15 protein-coding genes are annotated in these 23015 nt (G+C 71.7%); 5 read left to right on the forward strand and 10 right to left on the reverse strand.

Features of this window, described 5'->3' with window-relative positions; all coding sequences use genetic code 11:
* Window positions 1-71: 71 nt before the first annotated feature.
* The 4 genes from pepN to OHU35_RS14810 all read left to right on the forward strand — a co-directional run bounded on the left by pepN (window position 72) and on the right by OHU35_RS14810 (window position 5560).
* Window positions 72-2648 carry an aminopeptidase N gene (pepN, locus tag OHU35_RS14795; protein WP_189723650.1) on the forward strand — a complete coding sequence of 859 codons (2577 nt, stop codon included), beginning with the start codon at window positions 72-74 and terminating at the stop codon, window positions 2646-2648.
* Between the two features lie 260 nt (window positions 2649-2908).
* Entirely contained in the window at window positions 2909-3949 is a 1041-nt protein-coding gene (locus tag OHU35_RS14800) for a hypothetical protein (RefSeq protein WP_405505549.1), read from the forward strand.
* 265 nt (window positions 3950-4214) lie between these two features.
* Window positions 4215-4826 carry an ECF RNA polymerase sigma factor SigK gene (gene sigK, locus OHU35_RS14805; protein WP_189723653.1) on the forward strand — a complete coding sequence of 204 codons (612 nt, stop codon included), beginning with the start codon at window positions 4215-4217 and terminating at the stop codon, window positions 4824-4826.
* Window positions 4823-5560: an anti-sigma factor gene (locus OHU35_RS14810; protein WP_189723655.1), complete on the forward strand. Its 738-nt coding sequence runs from the start codon at window positions 4823-4825 to the stop codon at window positions 5558-5560. The genes sigK and OHU35_RS14810 overlap by 4 nt, the downstream gene beginning before the upstream one ends.
* Window positions 5561-5598: 38 nt before the next feature.
* Here OHU35_RS14810 and OHU35_RS14815 read toward each other — a convergent pair whose 3' ends face one another.
* The 10 genes from OHU35_RS14815 to OHU35_RS14860 all read right to left on the reverse strand — a co-directional run bounded on the left by OHU35_RS14815 (window position 5599) and on the right by OHU35_RS14860 (window position 19476).
* Entirely contained in the window at window positions 5599-6321 is a 723-nt protein-coding gene (locus tag OHU35_RS14815; protein WP_405505551.1) for a 4'-phosphopantetheinyl transferase family protein, read from the reverse strand.
* A 17-nt stretch (window positions 6322-6338) separates the two neighbouring features.
* Complete coding sequence (sbnA, locus tag OHU35_RS14820; protein WP_189723658.1) at window positions 6339-7322, reverse strand: 2,3-diaminopropionate biosynthesis protein SbnA; 984 nt, start codon at window positions 7320-7322, stop codon at window positions 6339-6341.
* Between the two features lie 43 nt (window positions 7323-7365).
* Window positions 7366-8433, reverse strand: coding sequence for a 2,3-diaminopropionate biosynthesis protein SbnB (gene sbnB / locus OHU35_RS14825; RefSeq protein ID WP_359894245.1), 1068 nt, complete (start codon window positions 8431-8433; stop codon window positions 7366-7368).
* Complete coding sequence (locus OHU35_RS14830; protein WP_359894243.1) at window positions 8430-9416, reverse strand: TauD/TfdA family dioxygenase; 987 nt, start codon at window positions 9414-9416, stop codon at window positions 8430-8432. The genes sbnB and OHU35_RS14830 overlap by 4 nt, the downstream gene beginning before the upstream one ends.
* Window positions 9417-9423: 7 nt before the next feature.
* Window positions 9424-11880: a non-ribosomal peptide synthetase gene (locus OHU35_RS14835; RefSeq protein ID WP_405505553.1), complete on the reverse strand. Its 2457-nt coding sequence runs from the start codon at window positions 11878-11880 to the stop codon at window positions 9424-9426.
* Complete coding sequence (locus OHU35_RS14840; protein ID WP_405505555.1) at window positions 11880-14423, reverse strand: Pls/PosA family non-ribosomal peptide synthetase; 2544 nt, start codon at window positions 14421-14423, stop codon at window positions 11880-11882. The genes OHU35_RS14835 and OHU35_RS14840 overlap by 1 nt, the downstream gene beginning before the upstream one ends.
* 137 nt (window positions 14424-14560) lie before the next feature.
* Window positions 14561-15709, reverse strand: coding sequence for a serine hydrolase domain-containing protein (locus OHU35_RS14845; protein ID WP_359894237.1), 1149 nt, complete (start codon window positions 15707-15709; stop codon window positions 14561-14563).
* 63 nt (window positions 15710-15772) lie between these two features.
* A complete protein-coding gene (locus tag OHU35_RS14850) occupies window positions 15773-16915 on the reverse strand; it encodes a serine hydrolase domain-containing protein (protein WP_405505557.1) in 1143 nt (380 codons plus the stop codon).
* A gap of 91 nt (window positions 16916-17006) precedes the next feature.
* A complete protein-coding gene (locus tag OHU35_RS14855) occupies window positions 17007-18764 on the reverse strand; it encodes a TIGR03767 family metallophosphoesterase (RefSeq protein ID WP_189723672.1) in 1758 nt (585 codons plus the stop codon).
* A 253-nt stretch (window positions 18765-19017) separates the two neighbouring features.
* Window positions 19018-19476: an NUDIX hydrolase gene (locus OHU35_RS14860; RefSeq protein ID WP_229872901.1), complete on the reverse strand. Its 459-nt coding sequence runs from the start codon at window positions 19474-19476 to the stop codon at window positions 19018-19020.
* Between the two features lie 218 nt (window positions 19477-19694).
* On the opposite strand from OHU35_RS14860, the gene OHU35_RS14865 reads away from it, so the two are divergent.
* Window positions 19695-22988 carry a S8 family serine peptidase gene (locus OHU35_RS14865; RefSeq protein WP_405505560.1) on the forward strand — a complete coding sequence of 1098 codons (3294 nt, stop codon included), beginning with the start codon at window positions 19695-19697 and terminating at the stop codon, window positions 22986-22988.
* Window positions 22989-23015: the final 27 nt, after the last annotated feature.

Genomic DNA, 23015 nt, shown 5'->3' on the forward strand with positions numbered 1-23015 from the left:
TGGTGTCAGGGGCACGTGGCAGGATCGGTGCAGTTCAGCAGTACCCCCACGACATACGAGGAGTGCCGCCCGTGCCCGGTGAGAATCTGTCCCGCGACGAGGCCCGGGAGCGGGCCGCCCTGCTGAGCGTCGACGGGTACGAGGTGTCCCTCGACCTGCGGTCCGCGGTCGGTGAGGACGAGGGCGCCGGGCCCCGCACCTTCCGCTCGGTGACGACGCTGCGCTTCCGCTGCAACGAGCCCGGGGCGAGCAGCTTCGCCGACCTGATCGCGCCGAGTGTGACGGCCGTCTCACTCAACGGCCGTGATCTGGACCCCGGTGAGGTCTTCGACGGCTCCCGGATCACGCTGGAGGACCTGGCCGCCGACAACGAGCTGGTCGTCGACGCCCAGTGCGCCTACTCCCGCACCGGCGAGGGCCTGCACCGCTTCGTCGACCCCCAGGACGGCGAGGTGTACCTGTACACGCAGTACGAGCCGGCCGACTCCCGCCGGGTCTTCGCGAACTTCGAGCAGCCCGACCTCAAGGCCCCGTTCCGCTTCGAGGTGCGGGCGCCGGAGGGCTGGACGGTGTGGAGCAACGGCGTCGGTGAACTCGGCGACGGGGTCTGGCGGTTCGCCGAGACCAAGCCGATCTCGACGTACATCACGTGTGTGGTGGCGGGCCCGTACCACTACGTGACGGACTCCTACTCCCGTACGTTCCCGGACGGCACGACGCTGGAGATCCCGCTCGGCGCGCTGTGCCGCAAGGGCCTCGCGCCCCACTTCGACTCCGACGACGTCTTCCTGGTCACCAAGCAGGGCCTGGACTTCTTCCACGACCACTTCGACTACCCGTACCCGTTCGGGAAGTACGACCAGGCGTTCGTGCCCGAGTACAACCTGGGCGCGATGGAGAACCCGGGCCTGGTGACGTTCCGGGAGGAGTTCATCTTCCGCGGGAAGGTGACCCAGGCGTCCTACGAGGGCCGGGCCAATGTCATCTTGCACGAGATGGCGCACATGTGGTTCGGCGACCTGGTCACCATGGAGTGGTGGGACGACCTGTGGCTGAAGGAGTCCTTCGCGGACTTCATGGGCGCGTTCTCGCTGGTGGGCGCGACCCGCTTCGTCAACGGCTGGATCACCTTCGCCAACCGCCGCAAGGCCTGGGCCTACCGCGCCGACCAGCTGCCCTCCACGCACCCGGTCACGGCGGACATCCGCGATCTGCAGGACGCCAAGCTGAACTTCGACGGCATCACGTACGCCAAGGGCGCGTCGGTGCTGAAGCAGCTCGTGGCGTACGTCGGGCAGGACGCGTTCCTGGAGGGCGCCCGGCGCTACTTCAAGCGGCACGCGTACGGCAACACGCGCCTGGGCGACCTGCTGTCGGTGCTGGAGGAGACCAGCGGCCGGGACATGAGCGCGTGGGCGCGGTCCTGGCTCCAGACGGCCGGGGTGAACTCGCTGACGCCGCAGGTGCTGCTCGGCCCGGAGGGCCGTGTCGAGGAGCTGGCGGTGGTGCAGGAGGCCGCCGAGTCGCATCCGGAACTGCGGCCGCACCGGGTGGCGGTGGGCCTGTACCGGGTGACGGACGGCGGCACGCTCGAGCGGTACGCGCGTACCGAGACCGACGTCGACGGCGCGCGGACGGTGGTGGCGGAGCTGGCGGGTGCCGAGGCTCCCGACCTGGTGCTGGTCAACGACGACGACCTCACGTACTGCAAGATCCGCTTCGACGCGACCTCGCTGGCGACGCTGCGCGAGCACCTGGGGTCGGTGACCGATCCGCTGGCGCGTGCCCTGTGCTGGTCGGCGCTGTGGAACATGACGCGGGACGCGCTGCTCCCGGCGCGGGACTTCGTGGATCTGGTGCTGCGGTTCGCGGGGCGCGAGTCCGAGATCGGCGTGCTCCAGATGCTGCACGCGTGGGCCGAGTCGGCCGTCACGCACTACACGGCGCCGGGCCGGCGGGACGCGGCCGGGCGCCTGCTCTCCGAGGGCGCGCGGCGCGAGCTGTACGCGGCCGGGCCGGGCAGCGAGCACCAGCTCGCGTGGGCGCGGTTCTTCGCCCGGGTGGCCGACGCCGACGCCGACTTCGAGCTGCTGCGGAACCTGCTGACGGGCGCGGTGGCGGTCGAGGGCCTCGATCTGGACCAGGAGCTGCGGTGGGTGTTCCTGGAGCCGCTGGCCGCGCACGGGGTGGTGGACGAGAAGGTGCTGGCCGAGGAGCTGGCCCGGGACGACACCGCCTCCGGCAAGCGTCACCAGGTGCGCTGTCTGGCCGCCCGCCCGTCGGAGGCGGTCAAGGCCCAGGCGTGGGCGCAGCTCGTGGAGTCGGACGCGCTGTCCAACGCCATGGTCGAGGCGACCATCTCGGGCTTCGAGCAGGGCTCACAGCGGGAGTTGCTCGCGCCGTACGCGGAGAAGTACTTCGCGGCGATCGAGCGGGTGTGGGCCGACCGGTCGATCCAGATCGGGATGCACGTGGTGCAGGGCCTGTTCCCGTCGCTCCAGCAGTCCCAGGAGACGCTCGACGCCACGGACGCCTGGCTGGAGTCCCACCGGGAGGCGGCCCCGGCCCTGCGCCGGCTGGTCCTGGAGGCCCGGGACGATCTGGCGCGGGCCCTGCGGGGGCAGGCGTGCGACGCGGCGGCCGGGTAGCCGGGCACGCGGGCCCTGCGGGGGCAGGCGTGCGACGCGGCGGCCGGGTAGCCGGGCACTGACACCTTTGGCCTGAGATTCGGGGTTCCGTCACCGTTACGGAATACAGGCAATCACAGCCGTAACCCCTGGTCCGCACCCGAACGGACCAGGGGGTTTCGGCATCCGAACATCCGTCCTTTAGTGCCGGATTGTCCGTATGTGTCGACGGGCCTGTAACAGGGGTTAAAAGGCGGGCCGGGCGCGGGAAATTGCCGGTCATGACGCACAACACCCCGCTCTCCCCCCGCCCCCTGCACGACCTGTCCGGCCGCGGCCGGCTCCGGGTGATGACGGTCGCGCAGCTCCGCGCGCACGGTGTCTCGACGGCCCAGGTGGCCGAGCAGTGCACCCCCGGCGGCCCCTGGCAGCAGCTCCTCCCCGGCGTCGTCCTGCTCCACCCGGGACCGCCGACCAGCGAGGAGCGACTGCACGCGGTGCTGAGGTACGCGGCACGGGAGCGCTGCACGGGCGTTCCAGCCCAGCCCGGCGCGGACGGCTCCGGCGCCCCCGCCCACCCCGAGGCGATGATCACGGGCCTGGCCGCGCTGACGCTGCACGGCTTCTCCTCCACTCCCCCGCTGCCGGCCCTGGACGCGATCGACGTCCTGGTCCCGCGGATGCGCCGGCTGCGCTCGACGGGCTGTGCGCGCATCGTCCGGGGTGTCGCGCTGCCGGCCCCCGAGCAGGTCACCGGCCTGCCCGTCGCGCCCGTCGCCCGCGCGCTGGCCGACGCGGTGGCGGGCCTCGCGGACGCCGCCGTCGTGCGCCGGCTGATGACGGAGGCGGTGCGCGGCGCGTACTGCGAGCCGGCCGCGGTGGTGCGGGAGCTGAACCAGGCCCGGCTGCTGAGCCGCCCGCACGTGGTGGACGCGGTGGATTCCCTGCTGGCCGAGGGCCGGGCGATCGCGGAGGACCGCCTGTACCGGATGGTGCGCGAGTACGGCCTGCCCGACCCGGTGTGGAACGTGGACCTGCGCCTGCCCGGCGGCCCCTACCTCGGCGGCCTGGACGCGTACTGGCCGGACCAGGCGGTGGCGCTGGAGCTGGACACCCGGGCGCCCCGGCAGAACGACGAGGCGCAGTGGTCGGAGTATGCCCGCAAGCGCGAGCACCTGGAGCGGCTCGGCATCACGGTCGTCCACATCACGCCCAGGAAGCTCCGCGACTCGGTGGAGCAGCAGGCGACGGTGGTCCGCACGGCCCTGATGGCGGCGGCCGACCGCGAACCGGCCGCGTACGTCGTGGTGCTGCCCCGGTAGGGACGGACCCGGGGGCGGGACCAGGAGGGGGGAGGAGGGGCCGCCGGAGTCGCCGGCGGCCCCTCCTCGTGCTCCGGTGGCAGCTGATCTTGATCTGCCGGGCCGGCGGCTACGAACCAGCAGTGGACAACGCGCCGCGTCGCCGCGCGTGAGACCCGCCGGCCGTCTGCTGCGGCAGACAGGTGAATCTGTCAGACGGACGGCTTTGGACCGGATGCGCTCCGCGGAGAACAGGGCCAGTGTCGAGCTGAGCCGAGGAGGCGCGATGGACCGAGGAGCCGGAGCTCAGAGGGAAGGTGACACACAAGGGGGACGATCAGGGACCGCGGACGACCCCGCGCTGGACCGGTTGCTCATCCGCGCCGCCGACGGCGACGAAGGGGCCTTCGCCGAACTGTACGACGCCCTGGCGCACACGGTGCTGGGACTGGCCTGCCGCGTGATCAGGGACAAGGCCCAGGCGGAGGAGGTGACCCAGGACGTGATGGTGGAGGTGTGGCGGACCGCCGACCGGTTCCGGCCGGCGCGCGGAGCCGCCCGGAACTGGGTGCTCACCCTCGCGCACCGCCGCGCGGTCGACCGGGTACGGTCCGTCGCCGCGGGCCGCGCCCGCGAGCTGCGCGCCGCCGTCCGGGAGCAGGAGCGGTCCTTCGACACCGTCGCCGAAGAGGTCGAGACGCGGGAGGAGCAGCGGGTGGTCTTCCGCTGCCTGGCCCACCTGACCCGCGAGCTGAGGCTGCCCCTGGTGCTGGCCTACTACGAGGGGTTGACGTACGCGGAGGTCGCCGAGGCGCTCTCGATGCCGGCGGGCACCGTCAAGTCGCGGATGCGTCAAGGGCTGCGGCGCCTGCACGACTGTATGGAGGCCGGCTCGTGAACCTCACCGACGACCCCCACCTCGATGTCGGCGCGTACGTGCTGCACGCGCTGCCGGCCGAGGAGGAAGCCGCCTTCGAGGAGCACCTGGCCGGTTGCGAGCCCTGCCGTGCGGAGGTCGATCAGCTGTCCGGGGCAGCCGTCGAGATGGGGGCGGCCGAGACGAACGCGCCCTCGGCGGACCTGCGCCGCCGGGTGCTCGACCGGATCGCGGCCGTACCTCAGGGCCGGTCCGGCTCAGCCGAGGCCCGGCGCCGGCCGCAACGGGGGCTCCAGCTGGCGCTGGCGGCGTCCGTGGCGGCAGCAGCGGCTCTCGGAGGTGTCGCCTGGTGGCAGAGCTCCGAGGCCGACAACGCGCGTGAGCAGTCCGCCGAGGAGCGCGCCGAGTACCGGCAGCTCGCCGATGTCCTGACCGCCCCCGACGCCACGATCAGCACCAAGGAGCTCGCGCACGGCGGGACGGCGAGCGTGGTCGCCTCCCGGGCGGAGAACCGGTCCGCGGTGTTCGCGTCGAGGCTGCCGCCGCTCGCCGACGACCGGGTCTACCAGCTCTGGTACGCCCGATCGGGGCAGTTCCGGCCGGCCGGACTGCTGTCCACAGCGGACGGAGGTCATGCGGATGTGCTGGACGGGCGCCTCGGCGGGGCCACCGCCGTCTGTCTCACGGTGGAACCGGCCGGCGGCTCCCGGCAGCCCACCACCCGCCCCGTCGGCGTCATCTCCGTCCCCGCGTGAACGAACACCGCCGCATGACGAGCACCGCCGCGTGACGATCACCGCTCGGCCACCGCGACGGCGGCCGCGTGCCCCCTGCCCACCGCCACGTCGTCGACCGTCCAGCCCGGCATCCGGCGGGGCCCGCGCGGGGAGGAGCCGAGGTGGTCGGAGCGGAGGTCACGTCCGAGTCCGGTGCCGAGCCCTTTCAGATACGCCTCCTTGCGTGTCCACACCCGGGCGAAGGCGGCCGGGCGCCCCTGCGGCGGACACGCGGCGAGCTCGGCGGCCTCCCGGGGGTGCAGCGTGTCCGTGAGGGCGGCGACGACGTCCGAGCCGGGCAGCCGCTCGATGTCCGCGCCGACCGCGGTGTCCGCGAAGGCGAGAAGGCAGAGGCCTTCGGTGCGGGAGACGGAGAAGCACAGGGGCACGCCGGGCACGTCGGGGCGGCCGTGCGGGCCCCGGCACACCGGGCAGGGGCGCCGTACGAACGTCACGTCCGACGGCTCGACGCCCAGGTAGGCGCCGAGGAGCAGGCGCAGGCACACATGGGCGACCCGGTAGCCGTCCCTGTCCGCCGCCCGGTGCAGTGCCGCGGCCCGCGCCCGTTCCCCGCTGTCCAGCAGCGTGCCGGCGAGCGGGGCCACGGCGTCGCGGAGGTCCTCCACCCGGGCCAGCCACACGCGGGGCCGGCCGGCGCGAGGCGGCTCCGGAGGCCGGGTCCAGGCGGCGGACGTCAGCCGCTCGGGACGCAGGACCGGTCGCGCGGGGAGGAGGCACATGGCACGGCCGTCCTCGGTCAGTCGGAGGACGCCCGCACGGCGCGGGGGTCAGCGATGGCGTCGCCGCCGTACAGGGCCTGCACCCAGTTGCTCTGGTAGATCGTGTCGAGATAGCGCTCACCGAGGTCCGGGGCGATCGCGACGGGCGTGAGGCCCGGCGTTCCGTGCCGGGCGAGCCAGCTCGTCGCCCCGCTGACGACCGTGCCGGTCGACCCGCCGAACAGGAAGCCCCGCCTCGCGAGGTTCCGGCAGGTACGGATGGCATCGGCCTCCTCGACGCGGACCGCCTCGTCGACGTAACTCTCGTCGAGCAGCGGAGGCCTCAGGCTCATGCCGAGGCCGGGGATCATCCGCCGTCCTGGCGGGTCGCCGAAGATGGCGGAGCCGACGCTGTCCACCGCGACGATCCGCACGGGCCGGTGCCAGGAACGGAACCAGCGGGCGCAGCCCATCAGGGTGCCGGTCGTGCCGACGCCGATGAACAGGACGTCCAGGCGCGGGAACCAGCGGGCGATGGCCGGGGCCGTCCTGAAGTAGTGCGCCCTCCAGTTGTCGGGGTTGGTGTACTGACTCAGCCACACATAGCGGTCGTCCGCGGCGCACAGGGCGCGCAGGTGCGCCAGCCGCGCGCCCAGCAGGCCGCCGGTGGCGTGCTCGTCGGAGACGACGTGGACCTGGCTGCCCAGGGCCTCCATCATCAGCCGGGTGGCGAGGTTGCACCGGGAGTCCGTCACGCAGACGAAGCGGTATCCCTTGCTCGCGGCGATCATGCTCAGTGCGACGCCGAGATTGCCGGAGGAGGACTCGACCAGGATCGAGTCCGGCCTGAGGGTTCCGCCGCGCTCGGCGGACTCCACCATCTCGGTCGCGGCCTTCAGTTTGATCGAACCGGCGAAGTTGAAGCCCTCGCACTTGAGGAAGAGCCGGTGTCCCGTCATCGGCCCGAGGTCGACGTACAGGTCCTCCTCGTTGAAGGCGTGGGGGACGGATATGACTGGCACGATGGTCTCCTCGTACAGGGCCGGGCGGTGGACGGGTTCGTCCTCAGCCGTGCCGGCTCAGTTCGTGAAAGAAGTGGTCGATGACCCGCAGTCCGCCGGATCGGGCCACCTCGTCGTAGACGTAGCCGCCGACCGCGAGGTCCAGTACGCCCAGGCCGAACGGTGAGAAGACCGCCGGGCGGTCGGCCGGGACCGTCACACGGCCGGCCATCACGTCGTCGAGCGTGCCGAGCAGGAAGTCGCGGTTGCCGGTGAGGCGTTCGGTGAGGTGCGGTGAGGTGGCGGCCCGGAGGCAGTGGTCGATGTCGTCGACGACGTTGGTGGCGCCGAGCAGCACCTCGGGTGCGAGGTCGCGCAGCGACACGTGCAGCACCACCGGGTTGTGCCGGAACCACGACGGCTCGGTGATGTGCGGCCGGTCGGCGACCGTCGCGAAGACGATCAGGTCGCTGAGGCGGATCAGTTCCTCGGCGCTGCCGTGCACGGTGACGCGTCCGACGGCCCCGGACTGCTCCAGGTAGGTGCGGAAGCCGGCGGCGCTGTCGGGGGACAGGTCGTGGACGCCGATGGCGTCGAAGGACCAGCCGGTGCCCTCCAGATAGGTGTGGATGTAACGGGCGATCAGACCCGCCCCGACGAACCCCAGCCGGGCCGGGCGCGGCCGTCCCCTGCTGAGCCGGTCGGCCGCCGACGCGGCGGACGCGGCGGTCCTGGCGGCGCTGATGATCGAGCTCTCCATGCAGGCGAAGGGGTAGCCCGTGACGGGGTCGTTGAGGATGAGGACGGCGGACGCCCGGGGGATGCCCGAGGCGACGTTGGCCGGGAAGCTGGAGATCCATTTCAGGCCGTCCACCCCGCCCTCGCCGCCGAGCGAGGCGGGCAGGGCGATGATCCGCGACGTCGGCCGGTCGGGGAAGCGCAGGAAGGAGGACGGCGGATTGACCGTACGGCCGGCGCCGTGCAGGCGGTACGTGGCCTCGACGACCTCCACCACGGTCTTCTCCCGGCCCTGGAGCACCTCCTTGACCTGGTTTCCGGGGATGACGGCGAAGGACGGCACCACCGGGGCGTCCGCCCGGGCGGTCCGCGGGACGGTGTGCACGGTGGTCATGCCGCTTCACTCCCCCTCTGCGGCCCGGGAAGGCCGGGACGCACGGGGTCGGCCATCGCCACCACGACGTTCCGCGGCCCCCGGTACGCCTCCCGGCTGTGCGCGGTGCGGATGTTGTCCACGAGCGTCAGGTCCCCGCGCTGCCAGGCCCGGCGTACGGTGTGGGCCTCGTAGGTCTTGTTGATCTGCTCGACGACGTCCGGGGGCACCGGATCGCCGTTGCCGTACAGGGTGTTGAAGGGCAGGCCGTTCGGTCCGTACTCCTCAACCAGGAACTCCCTGACCTCCGACGCCATCGTCCACTCGTTCAGGAACGCGATCTGGTTGAACCAGCAGGGGCGGCCGGACACCGGGTGCCGCACGACGGCGTGCCGGTGCTGCCAGGTCCGCAGCGAACCGTCCGGCTGCCAGGACCAGTCGATCGCGTGGGCGCGGCAGTAGGCCTCGACCTCGCCGCGGTCGTCGGTGCCGAAGGACTGGCCGAGTGTCGCGCCGATCCCCTCGTTGTAGGCCCTGGTGAGCAGCCAGCCCTCCCGGGTGAAACGGTCGACGAGGTCGGCGGGCAGCGCGTGCAGCACGGCGGTCGCGTCGGCCAGGGCGGTGGCACCGCCTTCGACGGGCGGCTCCAGGCACGCGAACAGCAGCAGGCCGGGACACTCGAGGGCGTAGCTGAGTTCGTGGTGCATGCACATGGGCTGGTTGGGCGGCCAGGCCGACGACGAGTAGACGCCGTCCGCGTGGCGGTCGCGGGCGGCGAACGCCTCGCGTTCGGCCAGGGGGCGCTCGGCCACCCGGCGGAGGACCGACTCGACGTCGGCCGGGGTACGCAGGCCGAGGCCCCGGACGGTGACCGCCCCGTGCTCGGCGACGAGTTCGCGCAGCGTGCCCCGGGCATCCTGAATGTCTTCCGCGTCGAGTACCGGAAGGCTCCCAGGGGCCTCTGTCGTGGTGGCCCTGTTCTTGCGGAAGAGTGCCGACAGCATGTCGATCTCACCTCTCGCAGCTCGTACGGGTGTCGATCAGCCGGGCCAGGTCGGCCAGTACGGGGCGGCCGGCGAGGTCGCGCGGGGAGATCACCCGGTCCAGCGAGACCGCGAGCCGTACCGCCGACAGGGACGTGCCGCCCAGATCGAAGAAGTTGTCGTCGCGGCGGATCCGTCCGGGGGGCAGGCCGAGTTCCGTGGCCCACTCCGCCGCGAGCCGCCGTTCGGACGGTGTCCGCGGGGCGCCGTGGGAGTCCCGGGCCGGGCCGAGATCCTCGGCGAGCGCCTCGAGTGCCTTGCGGTCGGTCTTGCCGTTGGCGGTGAGCGGCAGGCGCTCCAGCCGGTGGAAGGTCGCCGGGACCATGTACGCGGGGAGCAGGTCCGCGAGCCGCTCCCGCAGGTCCTCGGCGGTCACCGCGCCCTCGCTCGCGCAGAAGGCGGCCAGCTGGCGGCCGTGCCCTTCCGCGCCGGTCACCACGACCGCGCAGTCCGTGACACCGGGCACCCGCAGCAGCGTGTTCTCGACCTCGCCGATCTCGACCCGGAACCCCCGGATCTTGACCTGCGCGTCCCGGCGGCCGAGGAACTCCAGCTTTCCGTCCGGCCGCCAGCGGCCGAAGTCGCCTCCCCGGTACAGCCGTTGGCCGGGACGGTGGGGGTCCTCCAGGTAGGCGAGCGCGGTGCGCTCGGCGTCGTTGACGTAGCCGCGGCCGACGCACACCCCGGAGAAGACGATGGCGCCGGGCGCGCCGAGCGGCACCGGAAGCAGGTTCTCGTCGACGACGTACTGGCGGACGTTGGCGATGGGCCGCCCGATCGGGATCCTGTCGCCGGCGGGCGCCCGGTCCATCACCTCGTGGTGGGTGTCGTCGGACGTCTCGGTCAGCCCGTAGGCGTTGATCAGGCGCACGGCGGGTCCGCCGGCGAACCACCGCTGGACCAGCTCACCGCGCAGCGCCTCGCCGGTGACGGAGACGCACCGCAGGTCCGGCAGGTCCCGGGGGACGCGTTCCAGCGCGGACAGGATGACGTCGAGATAGGACGGCACCACTTGGAGGACGTTGACGCGTCCCTCGGCGATCCGGTCCAGGAACCGGTCCGCGTCGAGGATGGCGTCCTGCTCGACCAGCAGGGTCCGCCCGCCGGTCAGCAGCCCGGCGAGCAGCTGCCACAGCGAGATGTCGAAGCACTGCGAGGCCGTCTGCGCCACCACGGTGCCCTCGCCGATGCCCAGATCGTCGATCTTGGCGTACAGGTGGTTGAGCAGGCCGCCGTGCTCGCACAGCGCGCCCTTCGGCTCTCCGGTGGAGCCGGAGGTGAAGAAGACGTACGCGAGCCGGTCCGCCGGGATGTCCAGGCCGAGGTCCGTTCCGTCGGTGGCCCGGTCGGTGAGGTCCGGGACGAGCAGCCGCCGGGTTCCGGGCAGCGTGGCGAGCGCCCGGTCCAGCTGACCGGTGCTGCCGGGTGTGGTGAGGACGTACGAGCAGCCGGCGCGGGTGAGCATCGCGCCGATGCGGCCGGGCGGGTGATGCGGGTCGACGGGCAGGTACACGCCGCCGGCCTTGAGGACGCCGAGCACGCCGGCCGCCCAGTGGAGGTCGCGCTCGGTCACCACGGCGACCGTGTCCTCCGGGCAGAGCCCCTCGGCCAGCAGGGACCGGGCCACCCGGTTGGCCCGGGTGTCGAGGTCCGCGTACGTCAGGCCGAGGCCCCGGTGGACCACGGCGACGGCGTCCGGATGCCCGCGCGCCCGCTCCTCGAACAGTTCGTGGAACCGGCGGTCCGGCAGCGCACGGCGCGGCCCCGCCCCCAGCCCGTCGAGCTGGAACCGGAGTTCGTCCGCGGACAGCAGGCTGCCCCGGTCGTGAGGGGCGTCGGGGTCGGCGGCGATCGCCTCCAGCGCGGCGCGGTGGTATCCCCCGATACGGGCGGCACAGTCGGCGTCCAGCAGGTCCGTCCGGTGCCGTAGGCGCAGCAGCTCCTCACCCGCTGAGATGCCGAGCAGCACAGTGCCGTCCAACGGGACGTCGGCCTCGTGCCCTGCGGGGGCGAACACCGCCTCGGGGCCACCGGCCGGGGACGGTGAGCCGGTCCCGGGCGACAGCGCCGCCGCCTCGGCCCGCCGGGCGTCCAGCACCAGTCGGCGCCAGGTGCCGGGCCCGACCGTCAGCTCGAAGGGCAGCGGCGCGGTCCGGCCCGGGGCCAGGTAGCCGCTGCGCACCTCGGGGTCGCCGGAGAGCAGGGCGAGCACCTTCGCGTGGGCCGCGAGGAGGACCGCGGTGAGCGGCACGCCGAGTTCACGGGCCCGTGCCCTGAGGGCCGCCGTCACCTCGCCGGGGACGCGGCTGATGTGCTCCCCGGTGCCGGGCACCGGATCCCGCGCCCATCGGGGCACGGCCGTGAAGCCGCCCTCGGCACGGCGGTCGCTTCCGGGGACGCGGGCCTCGGTCACTGTCGCCGCCATCACCGCGCACCTCCCCTTTCGTCCCTTTCGTCGAGGGCCGGGCGGGCGGGATTGCCCGCCCAGCGGGTGTGCTCGGGGACCGTCTCGCCCTTCATGAGGAAGGAGTCCGCCGCCAGCACGGCGCCGTCCCCGACCGTCACGCCGTAGTGCACGAACGCTCCGACGCCGAGGGTGCAGCCGGCACCGAGCGCGCTGCGGTCCGACTTGAACGTGCCGTCCTCCTGCGAGTGGCACTGCAGGACGCTGCCCGCGTTGAGGGTGCAGTCGTCCCCGATGGCGGCCATGCGGCGCTCCGTCACAGCGCAGCCGTCGTCGAAGACCCGCGCCCCGATCCGGACGCCGAGCAGGCGCCATACGACGCTCTTGAACGGCGTGCCGTCGAGGATGTGCAGATACGTCTCGGAGGGGACCTTCCAGTACCGCTCACGACGCCAGAACCGGCGGTCGTAGATCGAGCAGAACAGCGGCCCCGGTGGGTGCACGGCCGTGACGGCCCGTTCGAGGAGGACGAAGTACAGCAGGGTGAACGGCAGCACGACGGCGTTGGCGAGCGCCAGGACCGCCGTGCCCCACACCGGGTACTGGCTCGCGGCGAGCGCGAACAGCAGGACGACGCAGAAGAAGAACAGCCATGTCGTGAGCAGGTGCCAGGCCATGGTGACGGCGTTGTGCCGGTTCTTGGCCGCGAGGCGGCGGCCGAAACCGTTCCCGTCCTTGAGGTCGTCGAAGGTGCTGTCCCGCGCCACCGACCGCGGGATCTCGAAGCAGGGGGAGCCGAGCAGTCCCACGTCGTGCCGGAGCGGCCCGCTGACGGGGACCGCCACCTTGGTACCGAGCAGGCAGTTGTCGCCGGTCCGGCCGCCGACCGGGTAGGCGATGCGGTTCCCGAGGAAGTTGTGCGCCCCGATCGCGGTCGGCGACAGCCGGAAGGAGGTGCTGGAGTACTCGGCGTTCATCAGGGACAGCCCGTCGGCGACCATGGTCCCGGTGCCGATCCTGCTCAGGAAGGGGCTCTCGTGCTTGACCCCCGTGCCGAAGTTGGAGCCGGTCTGCTCCACCGGGGAGAGGCGGTAGCCGATCCAGCGCAGGTAGTGCACGATGCAGCTGCTGTCGCCGAACAGACGGGTCAGGGACTTCCTGTTCGTCATCAGGACGATCGTCCGGTGCACGGTGTGGCGGAAGCCGAAGAGCGGGTACGTCCGGCCGGGCGGGACGAACCTGCCCAGCAGCCGGGGGACGGTGGCCAGGACCACCAGAGCGGCGAGCACCCCGCCGAAGAAGAGGACGACCGTGACGACCAGCAGGTCGACGTAGAGCACCGTCGCCCCGCCCTTCAGTACGCCGGATCCCTCCAGCATCCGGGAGAGCAGCACGTCCAGGCAGCCCACCGCGAGCGGCAGATACACCAGCAGCGCCGTGAGCAGCATCAGGAAGCCGTGCACCGCTCGCCGTGCTGTGCCGCACCGGGCGGGCTCCACCTCCGGGAAGGCCCCTTCCGCGGGCTGGGCCGGAGAGCCGTGCCAGTGCTCGCCCCCGGGGACCGTCTGGCCGGTGTGCAGGGAGGACGCGTGCCCGAGCCGGGATCCGTCGCCGAGCCGGGTCCCGATGTCCAGCACCGTCACCTCGCTGACGACCGCGCCCCGGCCCAGGGTGACCGGCCCTGTCTCGATCACACCGTCGACCGCGTGGTAGCAGCTGAGCAGCGCGTCCTTGCGGACGAGTGCGCCGTCACCGACGGTCAGCAGATCGGTGCAGACGGGGGCGCTGCGCGAAAGGATCGTCACCCCTGTGCCGATCCGCGCGCCCAGGGCCCTCAGATAGAGCGGGTAGAGCGGCGATCCGGCGAACAGGACCAGCGGGCTCGACCGGATCAGCGTCTTGACCAGCCAGAACCGGAAGTAGGTGAGGCTCCAGACGCGGAACCGCCGTGGCGTGAACCGGCCGATCAGCACCCACTTGGCGACCACGGGCAGGGCGCACAGCACGACGAACAGCGCGGCGCCGAAGACGACGCTCCGCAGATAGGCGTCGAGCAGGTGCCCTTGCGCGGAGATCCATTCGTAGCCCCGGGCGGCGACGGCCGCGAGGAGGAAGGCATAGCCGAGGAAGGCCAGCAGCTGGAGTGCCCCGCAGAGCACGCGGTGCGGGCGGCCGGTCGGCGGCGCCGGTACCGGTACCGGCGCCGCGGGCAGTCCCGATGGGCTGCGCGCCTCGGATTCGGGTGGTGGCGGCGGGGTGCTGTCGACCAGTGCGGCCGCCAGTCCGCCGGCGGTCGGATGCCGGTAGACATCGCGCATCGACACCGCCGGCAGGTCCGGCCGGTTCCGCACCCGCGCGCAGAAGTGCGCCATCACCAGGGAGTCGGCACCGAGATCATCGAAGAAGTCGCTGTCGACCCGCACCTCGTCCAGGTGCGCGACCTCCGCCAGCAGCGCGGCGAACCGCTCCGCGGCAGCGGATGTCGCTGGATCCGGCGGCGCCGCGCAGGGCCGGGCCTCCTCCACGAGGCCCTTGACCGCCTCCTGGAGCTGCTGTCCCGTCATGGGGACCCCCTCGACTGCCGACTGTCGCGTGCTCTGCCTCACCAGGGGTTCGTAGCCAGGCAGCCGAGGTATGGAAGGTCCGGCCTACTTCTCGAAACGTGAGCGGGTGTCTCACCAAGTGGGAGGACGGCACCGCCCTACTTGCCGCAGAACTCCGCCTCGATGATCCCGCCGGTGCTCCCCGACCAGTCCCCGTTGAGGTTGACGGCCAGGGAGTGCCGGCCGTCCTCGGTCGTCACCACGTCCGACCTGGAGCCGGTGATGCCGCCGTCGTGGCCCCAGACGTGGACGCCGCAGCTGAGCTTGCGGTCGACGAGCCCCAGACCGTAGCGGCTGGTGTCGCGGCTGGAGGGGACCGTGGTCTTCATCTCCTTCAGCTGCTCGGGCGGGAGCAGCCTGCCCCGGAGCAGCGCCGAGTAGAAGCGGTTCAGGTCGGCGGAGCTGGAGACCATCTGGCCGGAGCCGTAGGCCAGGCGCGGGTTCAGCTCCGTGACGTCGTACGTCGGGCCCGTGGCCGTCTGGGCCAGCTTGGAGTAGGCGCGGCTGCTGGGCCGGGGCAGGGTGACCCGGGTGGGGACCGATGTGGAGGCCAGCTTCAGCGGGCCGATGATCCGGCGGTCGATCTCGTCGCCGTAGTCGTCGCTGCCCGTGGCCTTCTCGATCACCCTGGCGGCCAGGATGTAGTTGGTGTTGGAGTACCTGAACGACGTGCCCGGCGTGAAGTACGGCTTGTTCGCCATGGCGATGGCGAGCAGCTCCTCGGGGGACGCCTGGTCGAAGCGGTGCTTCATGAAGCCGTCCGCGGTCATGTACGTCTCCTGGAACCCGGGATCGCCCAGGTAGTCGAAGATGCCGCTGGTGTGGTTCAGGAGCTGGCGCAGGGTGATCCGCCGGCCGTCGTGGCCGTTGCCCCGGACCAGGCCCGGCAGCCACTTCTCCACCGTGTCGTCGAGCGAGAGCTTCCCCTCCGCCTCCAGTTGCAGGACGACGGTCGCGACGAACGTCTTCGAGATGCTGGCGACGCGGTAGTGGTCCGCTGTCGAACGCGGCTTGCCCGTCTCCAGGTTGCCGACACCGGCCGTGGCCGCCCAGGTGCCGTGCCCCCGCCGCACGGTCACGGTCACGCCCGGCACCCCGCCGGCGACCACGGCCCGCACCGCCTGCCGGGTCGCGTCCTGCCCACCGGGCGCCTCGCCGGGAGCGGCCGCGAGCGCCGGGGCGGCCAGCGCCGCCGTCAGCGCCACGGCCGTCGCCGCCGTCAGGGTCGTGCGTATGCGTCTCTTCATGTCCCCGTTTCCCCTTGTCATGTCGCGCTGTCAGGTCGCGTTGTCAGGTCGAGCCGGAATGGCTCAGCGGTCGCCGCAGTACTCCGCCTCGACGACGGCTTTGGTCTCCCCCGACCAGTCGCCGTTGAAGTTGACGGCCAGCGAGTGGCGGCCGTCGCCGGTGGTGACGGCCATGGAGGAGGAGCCGTGGATGTCGCCGCCGTGGCCCCAGACGGTCGTGCCGCAGGTCAGCTCCCACGAACGCAGGCCGAGGCCGTAGCCCTCGTTCTCCTTCGTGGTGGGAACCGTGCGCTTCATCTCCTTCAACTGCCGCGGCGGGAGCACTTCGCCGCGCAGGAGCGCCCGGAAGAAGGTGTTCAGGTCGGCGGAGTCGGAGATGATCTCGCCCGAGTAGGCGAACGAGGGCCGGAACTCCGTGACGTCGTAGGTCGGGCCGCTCGTCGTGCGCGCCAGCTTGCCGTAGGCGCGGCTGCTGGGCTGTGGGACGGTGATCCGGTTGCGCGGGACGGACGTGGCCGTCAGGTTCAGCGGCTCGATGACGCGCTGCTCCACCGCGTCGCCGTACGGGTGTCCCGTGATCTTCTCGATCACCATCGCGGCCAGGATGTAGTTGGTGTTGGAGTACTTCCACGAGGTGCCCGGCTCGAAGTCCCGCTGGTTGGACAGGGCCATGGCGACCAGTTCCCGTGGCGTCTTCCTGTCGAAACGGTGCCGGAAGAAGCCTTCCTTGAGCATGTAGGTCCGCTGGAAGGTCTCGTCGGCCAGCAGGTCGTGGACGCCGCTGGTGAGGTTCAGCAACTGACGGATCGTGATGCCCCTGCCGTCGTGGTCGCCTCCGCGCACCACACCCGGCAGCCACTTCTCCACCGTGTCGTCGAGCGAGAGTTCCCCCTCCGCCTCCAGTTGCAGGACGACGGTGGCGATGAACGTCTTGCTCGCGCTGCCGATGCGGTAGTGGTCCCGCTTCGAACGCGGCTCGCCGGTTCGGAGGTCGCCCACACCCGCGGTGGTCCCCCAGGTGCCGCCGTCCCTGTCCCGTACCGTCACGGTCACCCCGGGGACGCCCTCGGCGACGGCGGCCCGTACCGCCCGCCGGGTCGCGTCGTGGCCGCCGGTGGGCGGAGCCGCGAGCGCCGGGGCGGCCAGGGCCGCCGTCAGGGCCACGGCGGTCGCCGCCGTCAGGGTCGTGCGTAAGTGTCTCTTCATCCCCGCTTCCCCCTGCTCATCGAGCTGTGTCAGGGGGTGGGACCTCGGCCCCGCGGCCCGGGTTGACCGGGCCCGGACGGTTGAGCGGTAATCAGCCCTTCTTCAGCACCAGCTCGGTGTTGCGGTCCTGCGGGTCGCCGCCGAGGTTCGCGTTCGCGCCGGGGGCGTTGAGGGACAGCTCGCGGTAGAGGGCCGCCAGACCGGTCTGGGAGAGGTCGGAGAAGTCCGTGCGGTGCGGGGCCGAGGACTCCACCAGCGTGGTGAACAGCGAGATCGTGCCGTCCTTGTTGTCGGTCAGCTCGATGACCCGGGCCAGCTGGGGGAAGTCGACGTGGGAGGCGGTGGAGATCTCCCAGAAGGTGCCGCCGCCGGACATCGAGTGCGGGGTGATGACGTTCTTGTGGATGTGGCCGTTCACCCAGGCGAGCACGTTGCGGTGGCCGCCGAGGAGGGCCAGGACCTCCTGACCGTCGTGCCGGCGCTCGCCCGGCCGGGACGGGTCGTTGCGGAGGTTCGTCATCGTCTTGCTGGTGTGATGGCTGAAGATCACCGCGTGGGAGTCCTTGTTCTCCCGCAGGGTCTTCTCGAGCCACTTCATCTGGGCCGTGCCGAGGGAGCCCTCGTAGTGGCCGCCCGCGTCGGTGGTGTCCAGGCTGATGCCGATGACGTCGTCGGAGATGCGGAAGGCGTAGTACTGGGTGCCCGCGTCGAGGTTGGCGGAGGAGTAGCCGTGACCGGCCGGGCCGATGCCGCGGAAGGCCGGGTCCAGGTGGGCCTGGAGGTATTCGGCCTGGGTGAAGGGGGCGCGGCTCTCGTCCGGCGTGACCGAGCGCATCGAGCGGGCGTGGGACTTGAGGAAGTCGTGGTAACGGACGCCCTGGGGGTCCCGGGCCTTCTTGATCTGCGCCTGGAGCTGCTGCGCCTCCGCCGCGGACACGTCCATCAGCTTCTTGCCGCCGACGGCGAGTTCGGTGAGGTAGGAGTCGCCGTGCGAGGCGTAGCAGCCCATCGGCAGGGAGTCGTGGTTGCCGACCGTGGAGTACCAGGGCAGGTTGAGGCCGGGGCTGCGGACCTCCCGGACGGCGGCCTTGAGGAAGCCGTCGAGCTTCGGGAAGCCGACCTGCTTGTCGCTGTCGCGGACCGCGGCGTCCGGCTGCCAGTACTGCTTGAGGCCGCTGTTCTGGACGCCCTCGTACTGGCGCGGGTCCCCGGTGTTGGGCGTGATGCGCCCACCGCTCATGATCTTCAGGAACCAGTCCAGCTCGGACTTGGCGTTGTTGTCCGTGTTGTCGCCGGTGGTCATGGCGAAGTGCAGCGGGGCGCCGGTGACGGGGGCGCCGCGCAGCGCGTTGATCCGCTCCACCAGCGCGATGGCGCCCTGCACGGTCAGCGCCTCGTGCGGCCGCCAGGCGTGGATGTCGGCCGAGCGGAGGTACTCCAGGCGCAGCGGGTGCTGTGCGTCGATGATGTGCAGGTCGGTGAGCTGCACGAACGCCGCGAGCGGGGTACGCCGCCCGGCACGGCCGGACTTGGGCGCGGCCAGGTCGGAGCGCACGACGCGCTGCCAGCCGGCTCCGTCGCCCAGGCGCCGGTAGCCGGAGCTGCCGCGCGGGGTGGCGACGGAGGCGAGGGTGGTGCCCTTGGTGTAGGGGGCCAGCGGCGCGGCCGGCGCCTGACGCGAGGAGGCGGCTACGGCCTCGGTCGCCTCCTTGGCCGTGGCGGCCTGGCTCTCGCTGGGCCGCAGGGCGTAGCCGACGCCCGCGGAGAGGGCGACCGCGCCGCCGGCGGCGAGGACGGAACGACGGTGGATGCCCTGGCCGGATCCTGCGACTGAGCGTGTGCGCGACATGCGCTTCTCTCCCCGAGTACGAACGCGTCGGCAGTGGTCGCGGGGCGTTCGTCCGACGAACACCCCGCTCACACTGGATCGTTGGCTCGGGGAATGACCTGCGCGTAAACGCGGTGGCAACGGGCAGCGCCGATCACCGTACGTGGATCTTGGACTACCCCGCGCGTCGACGACCGCTCCGGGAACGGCCCGGAGTCGGTCACTCGGTGTTCATCTTCCGGGGTACTGCACCTATTCCGGGCCCCTTCCTGACCTATTCCGGAACGCCGTTGAGCCGACCACCGGCCGGGCGCTCCCGCCACAGCCGCAGCGCCGTGTCGACCAGCCCGATGCGGACCAGACCGGGCACCGCGTCCAGGTTCTGCCAGGCGGCGAGGTCGGTGGAGCCACCCACCTCGTTGCGCAGTTCGCCGCCGGTGATACGGCCCTCGTAGACGAACCGGACGCCGTGATGGTCGACGGGGCGTCCGAAGCCGTCGCGGAAGACGCGGTGGGAGGAGTCCACGCCGAGCAGCCCGGTCACTTCTATCCGGTACCCGGTCTCCTCCTCCACCTCCCGTCGCACGGTGTCGTAGGGGTCCTCGCCGTGCTCCATGCCGCCGCCCGGCATGACCCACTCGGGGGTGCCGTCCTGGGCGGGTGAGCGGGCGAGCAGGATCTGTCCGTCACGGACGCATACGGCGTAGGCCGCCACCCTCAACTTCTCTCGCACTCCGGGACGTTAACCGATTTCGCCGCCTTCAGGACTCATGCCCGCAAAACGCATCGCGGGTTTTCCCCATACATCCATCTCGTTTCGGTCAACAGTCCCCAAAGAGCGTGCCCTTACGCAAAGCTGTGCGATCGTCCGGGCTCGCGTTCGGACCGTTGCGACCAGGGCCGATCGGTCCTGGTCGTTCCCGCTCGTTCCTTTACCTACAAGGGATGCCGATGACCCTCACCCCCCAGCGCGACCCGATATCGGGCCCGAGACGCGTGGCGCGCATAGCCGTGGCCGCCGGTCTCGTCGCCGCGCTCTCCGCGGCCGGACCGATCCCCCTGGCCTTCGCCGCCGACGGCCCGGGCGCCTCCGCCCCCGCCGACGCGGACGTCAAGTCCGGGCCCGACAAGCTCGGTTCGGACGACGCGGACCTCCTCGCGGAGGCCAAGGCCGACGGCGACAAGACCGTCACCATGATGATCGCCACCGCGCCCGGGAAGACCGAGCAGGTCGCCGGGCAGCTGGACGCGGTCAAGGGCGGCTCGGTGGGCCGGGCCGACGACAAGCTGGGCTACGTCCGCGCCACCGTCCCGACCTCCGGGGCGGACTCGGCCATCGCCGCCGCCGCCAAGCTCTCCTCCGTGCACGGCATCGACCTGCGCGAGGAGATCCCGCTGGACGATCCGACGCCGAGCGCGGACGCGGCCAAGGGCGCCAAGGCCACCGGTGCCTACCCGGCCCCCGGGAAGAAGACCCCGGCCGAGAACCCGTACAACCCGTCCTTCGAGACGGGCGCGGTCGACTTCGTCGAGGACCACCCGAAGGCGGACGGCCGCGGCATCACCATCGGCATCCTGGACTCCGGCGTGGACCTCGGCCACCCGGCGCTGCAGAAGACCACCACCGGTGAGCGGAAGATCGTCGACTGGGTGACGGCGACGGACCCGGTCGTCGACAACGACCGCACCTGGCGCCCGATGACCACCACCGTCTCCGGGCCCACCTTCACCTACGGCGGGAAGACCTGGACGGCCCCGGCGGGTTCCTACCGGGTCAGCACCTTCCTGGAGTCGTACACCACCGGCGGCGACGCGGCGGGCGACGCCAACCGGGACGGCGACACCACCGACGCCTGGGGCGTCCTGTACGACGCGGCGTCCGGCACGGTCCGCGTCGACCTGAACAACAACAACGACTTCGGTGACGACACCGCGATGAAGCCGTACAAGGACGGCTTCCAGATCGGGTACTTCGGCACCGACGACCCGGCCACCGACATCGCGGAGCGCCAGCCGTTCGTCGTCGAGATCCGCAAGGACGTCGTCGTCAACGCGTCCGGTGCGAAGGCCGACTTCGTCAACATCGGCGTCATCGAGTCCGAGCACGGCACGCACGTCGCCGGCATCACCGCCGCGAACGGCCTGTTCGGCGGGAAGATGAACGGCGCGGCTCCGGGCGCCAAGCTGGTCTCCTCGCGCGCCTGCACCTGGTCGGGCGGCTGCACCAACGTCGCGCTCACCGAGGGCATGATCGACCTCGTCACCAAGCGCGGCGTCGACATCGTCAACATGTCCATCGGCGGCCTGCCGGCGCTGAACGACGGCAACAACGCGCGCGCCGAGCTGTACACGCGCCTGATCGACGAGTACGGCGTCCAGCTGGTGATCTCCGCGGGCAACTCCGGCCCCGGCACCAACACCATCGGCGACCCGGCCCTGGCCGACAAGGTCATCTCGGTCGGCGCGTCCGTCTCCAAGGAGACCTGGGCCGCCAACTACGGCTCGGTCGTGGAGAAGAAGTACGCGCTGATGCCGTTCTCCTCGCGCGGCCCGCGTGAGGACGGCGGCTTCACCCCGACCCTGATCGCCCCGGGTGCCGCGATCAACACCATCCAGACCTGGATGCCGGGCGCCCCGGTCGCCGAGGCGGGTTACACCCTGCCGGCCGGCTACGGCATGCTCCAGGGCACCTCGATGGCCTCCCCGCAGGCCGCCGGCTCCGCCGCGCTGCTGCTGTCGGCCGCGAAGCAGAAGAAGATCGACCTCACGCCGGCGACCCTGCGCACCGCCCTCACCTCGACCGCCGACCACATCAAGGGTGTGCAGGCGTACGAGGAGGGCGCGGGCCTCATGAACATCGAGGACGCCTGGGACTCGATCCGCGACGACGCCACCTCCCACGCCTACACGGTCAAGGCGCCGGTCGACACCGCGATCGACCAGTTCCTGAAGACCCCGGGCTACGGCACGGGCCTCTACGACCGTGAGGGCGGCCTGAAGGCCGGCCAGAAGAAGACCTACGAGGTCACCGTCACCCGTACGTCCGGCGCCGACAAGGCGATCCGGCACGAGCTGCACTTCGAGAACAACGAGGGCGGCACGTTCCGTATCGTCGGCTCCGACGAGGTGAAGCTGCCGCTGAACCAGCCGGTGACCGTCAAGGTCCAGGCCGCGCCGAAGTCCGCCGGTATCAAGAGCGCGATCCTGGAGGTCGACGACCCGAAGACCGAGGGCATCGACAAGCAGGTGCTGAGCACGGTCGTCGTCTCGGCCCCGCTGAAGTACACCTTCTCCGCCTCCGATTCGGTGCAGCGCAACAGCTCGCGGCACTACTACGTCACCGTGCCCGAGGGCGCGAAGACGCTCGAGGTCGCGATGAGCGGGCTGAAGGACAAGAGCCAGACCCGGTTCATCTCCATCCACCCCTTCGGCGTCCCGTCCGACCCGACGTCGACGATCAACTGCTACCCGAACTACGCCAATCCGGCCAACACCTGCCGCCCCGACCTGCGTTCGTACGCGGACCCGCAGCCGGGCGTGTGGGAGATCGAGGTCGAGTCGCGCCGTACGTCGCCGCTGCTCGACAACCCGTACAAGCTGGATGTCGCCGTGCTCGGCGCGGCCTTCGACCCGGAGACCGTGACCGTGCCCGAGGCGAAGGTCGGCACCCCGGCCACCGCCTCCTGGAAGGTGACGAACGGCTTCGCCGCCCTCGACGGCAAGCTGGTGGGCGGCCCGCTCGGCTCGGCGAAGACGACCCGTCCGTCGATCAAGCAGGGCGAGACGCAGACCACGACGGTCGAGGTGCCCGCGGGCGCGAAGTCCCTGGACGTCGCCATCGGCGGTGTCTCGGACACGGGCGCCGACCTGGACCTCGCGGTCTACGACGCCGCCGGCACGCAGGTCGGCAGCTCCGCCGACGGCGACTCGGAGGAGTCGGTCTCCGTGCCCTCGCCGGCCGCCGGGAAGTACACCGTCGAGGTCGTCGGCTACTCGGTGCCGGCCGGCACGACCGCGTACGACTACCAGGACGTGTTCTTCTCCGCGTCCCTCGGCAGCGTCGGCGTCGACGGGTCGGCGCCGGTGAAGCTCGGCACGGGCGCGTCGGCCACGGTCTCGGGCAGCGTCACCGCCGCGGCGGCCGCTCCCGAGGGGCGTGAGTTCTTCGGGCAGGTCCAGCTGGTCAACGCGCGCGGCACGGTCGCGGGCCTGGGCAGCGTGAAGATCGAGAAGGTCGTGCCGTAACAGCGGTAGACGGTCTTTGTGGGCGGG

This window comes from Streptomyces purpurascens, from assembly GCF_045040895.1.
GTDB classification, from domain to species: domain Bacteria; phylum Actinomycetota; class Actinomycetes; order Streptomycetales; family Streptomycetaceae; genus Streptomyces; species Streptomyces purpurascens.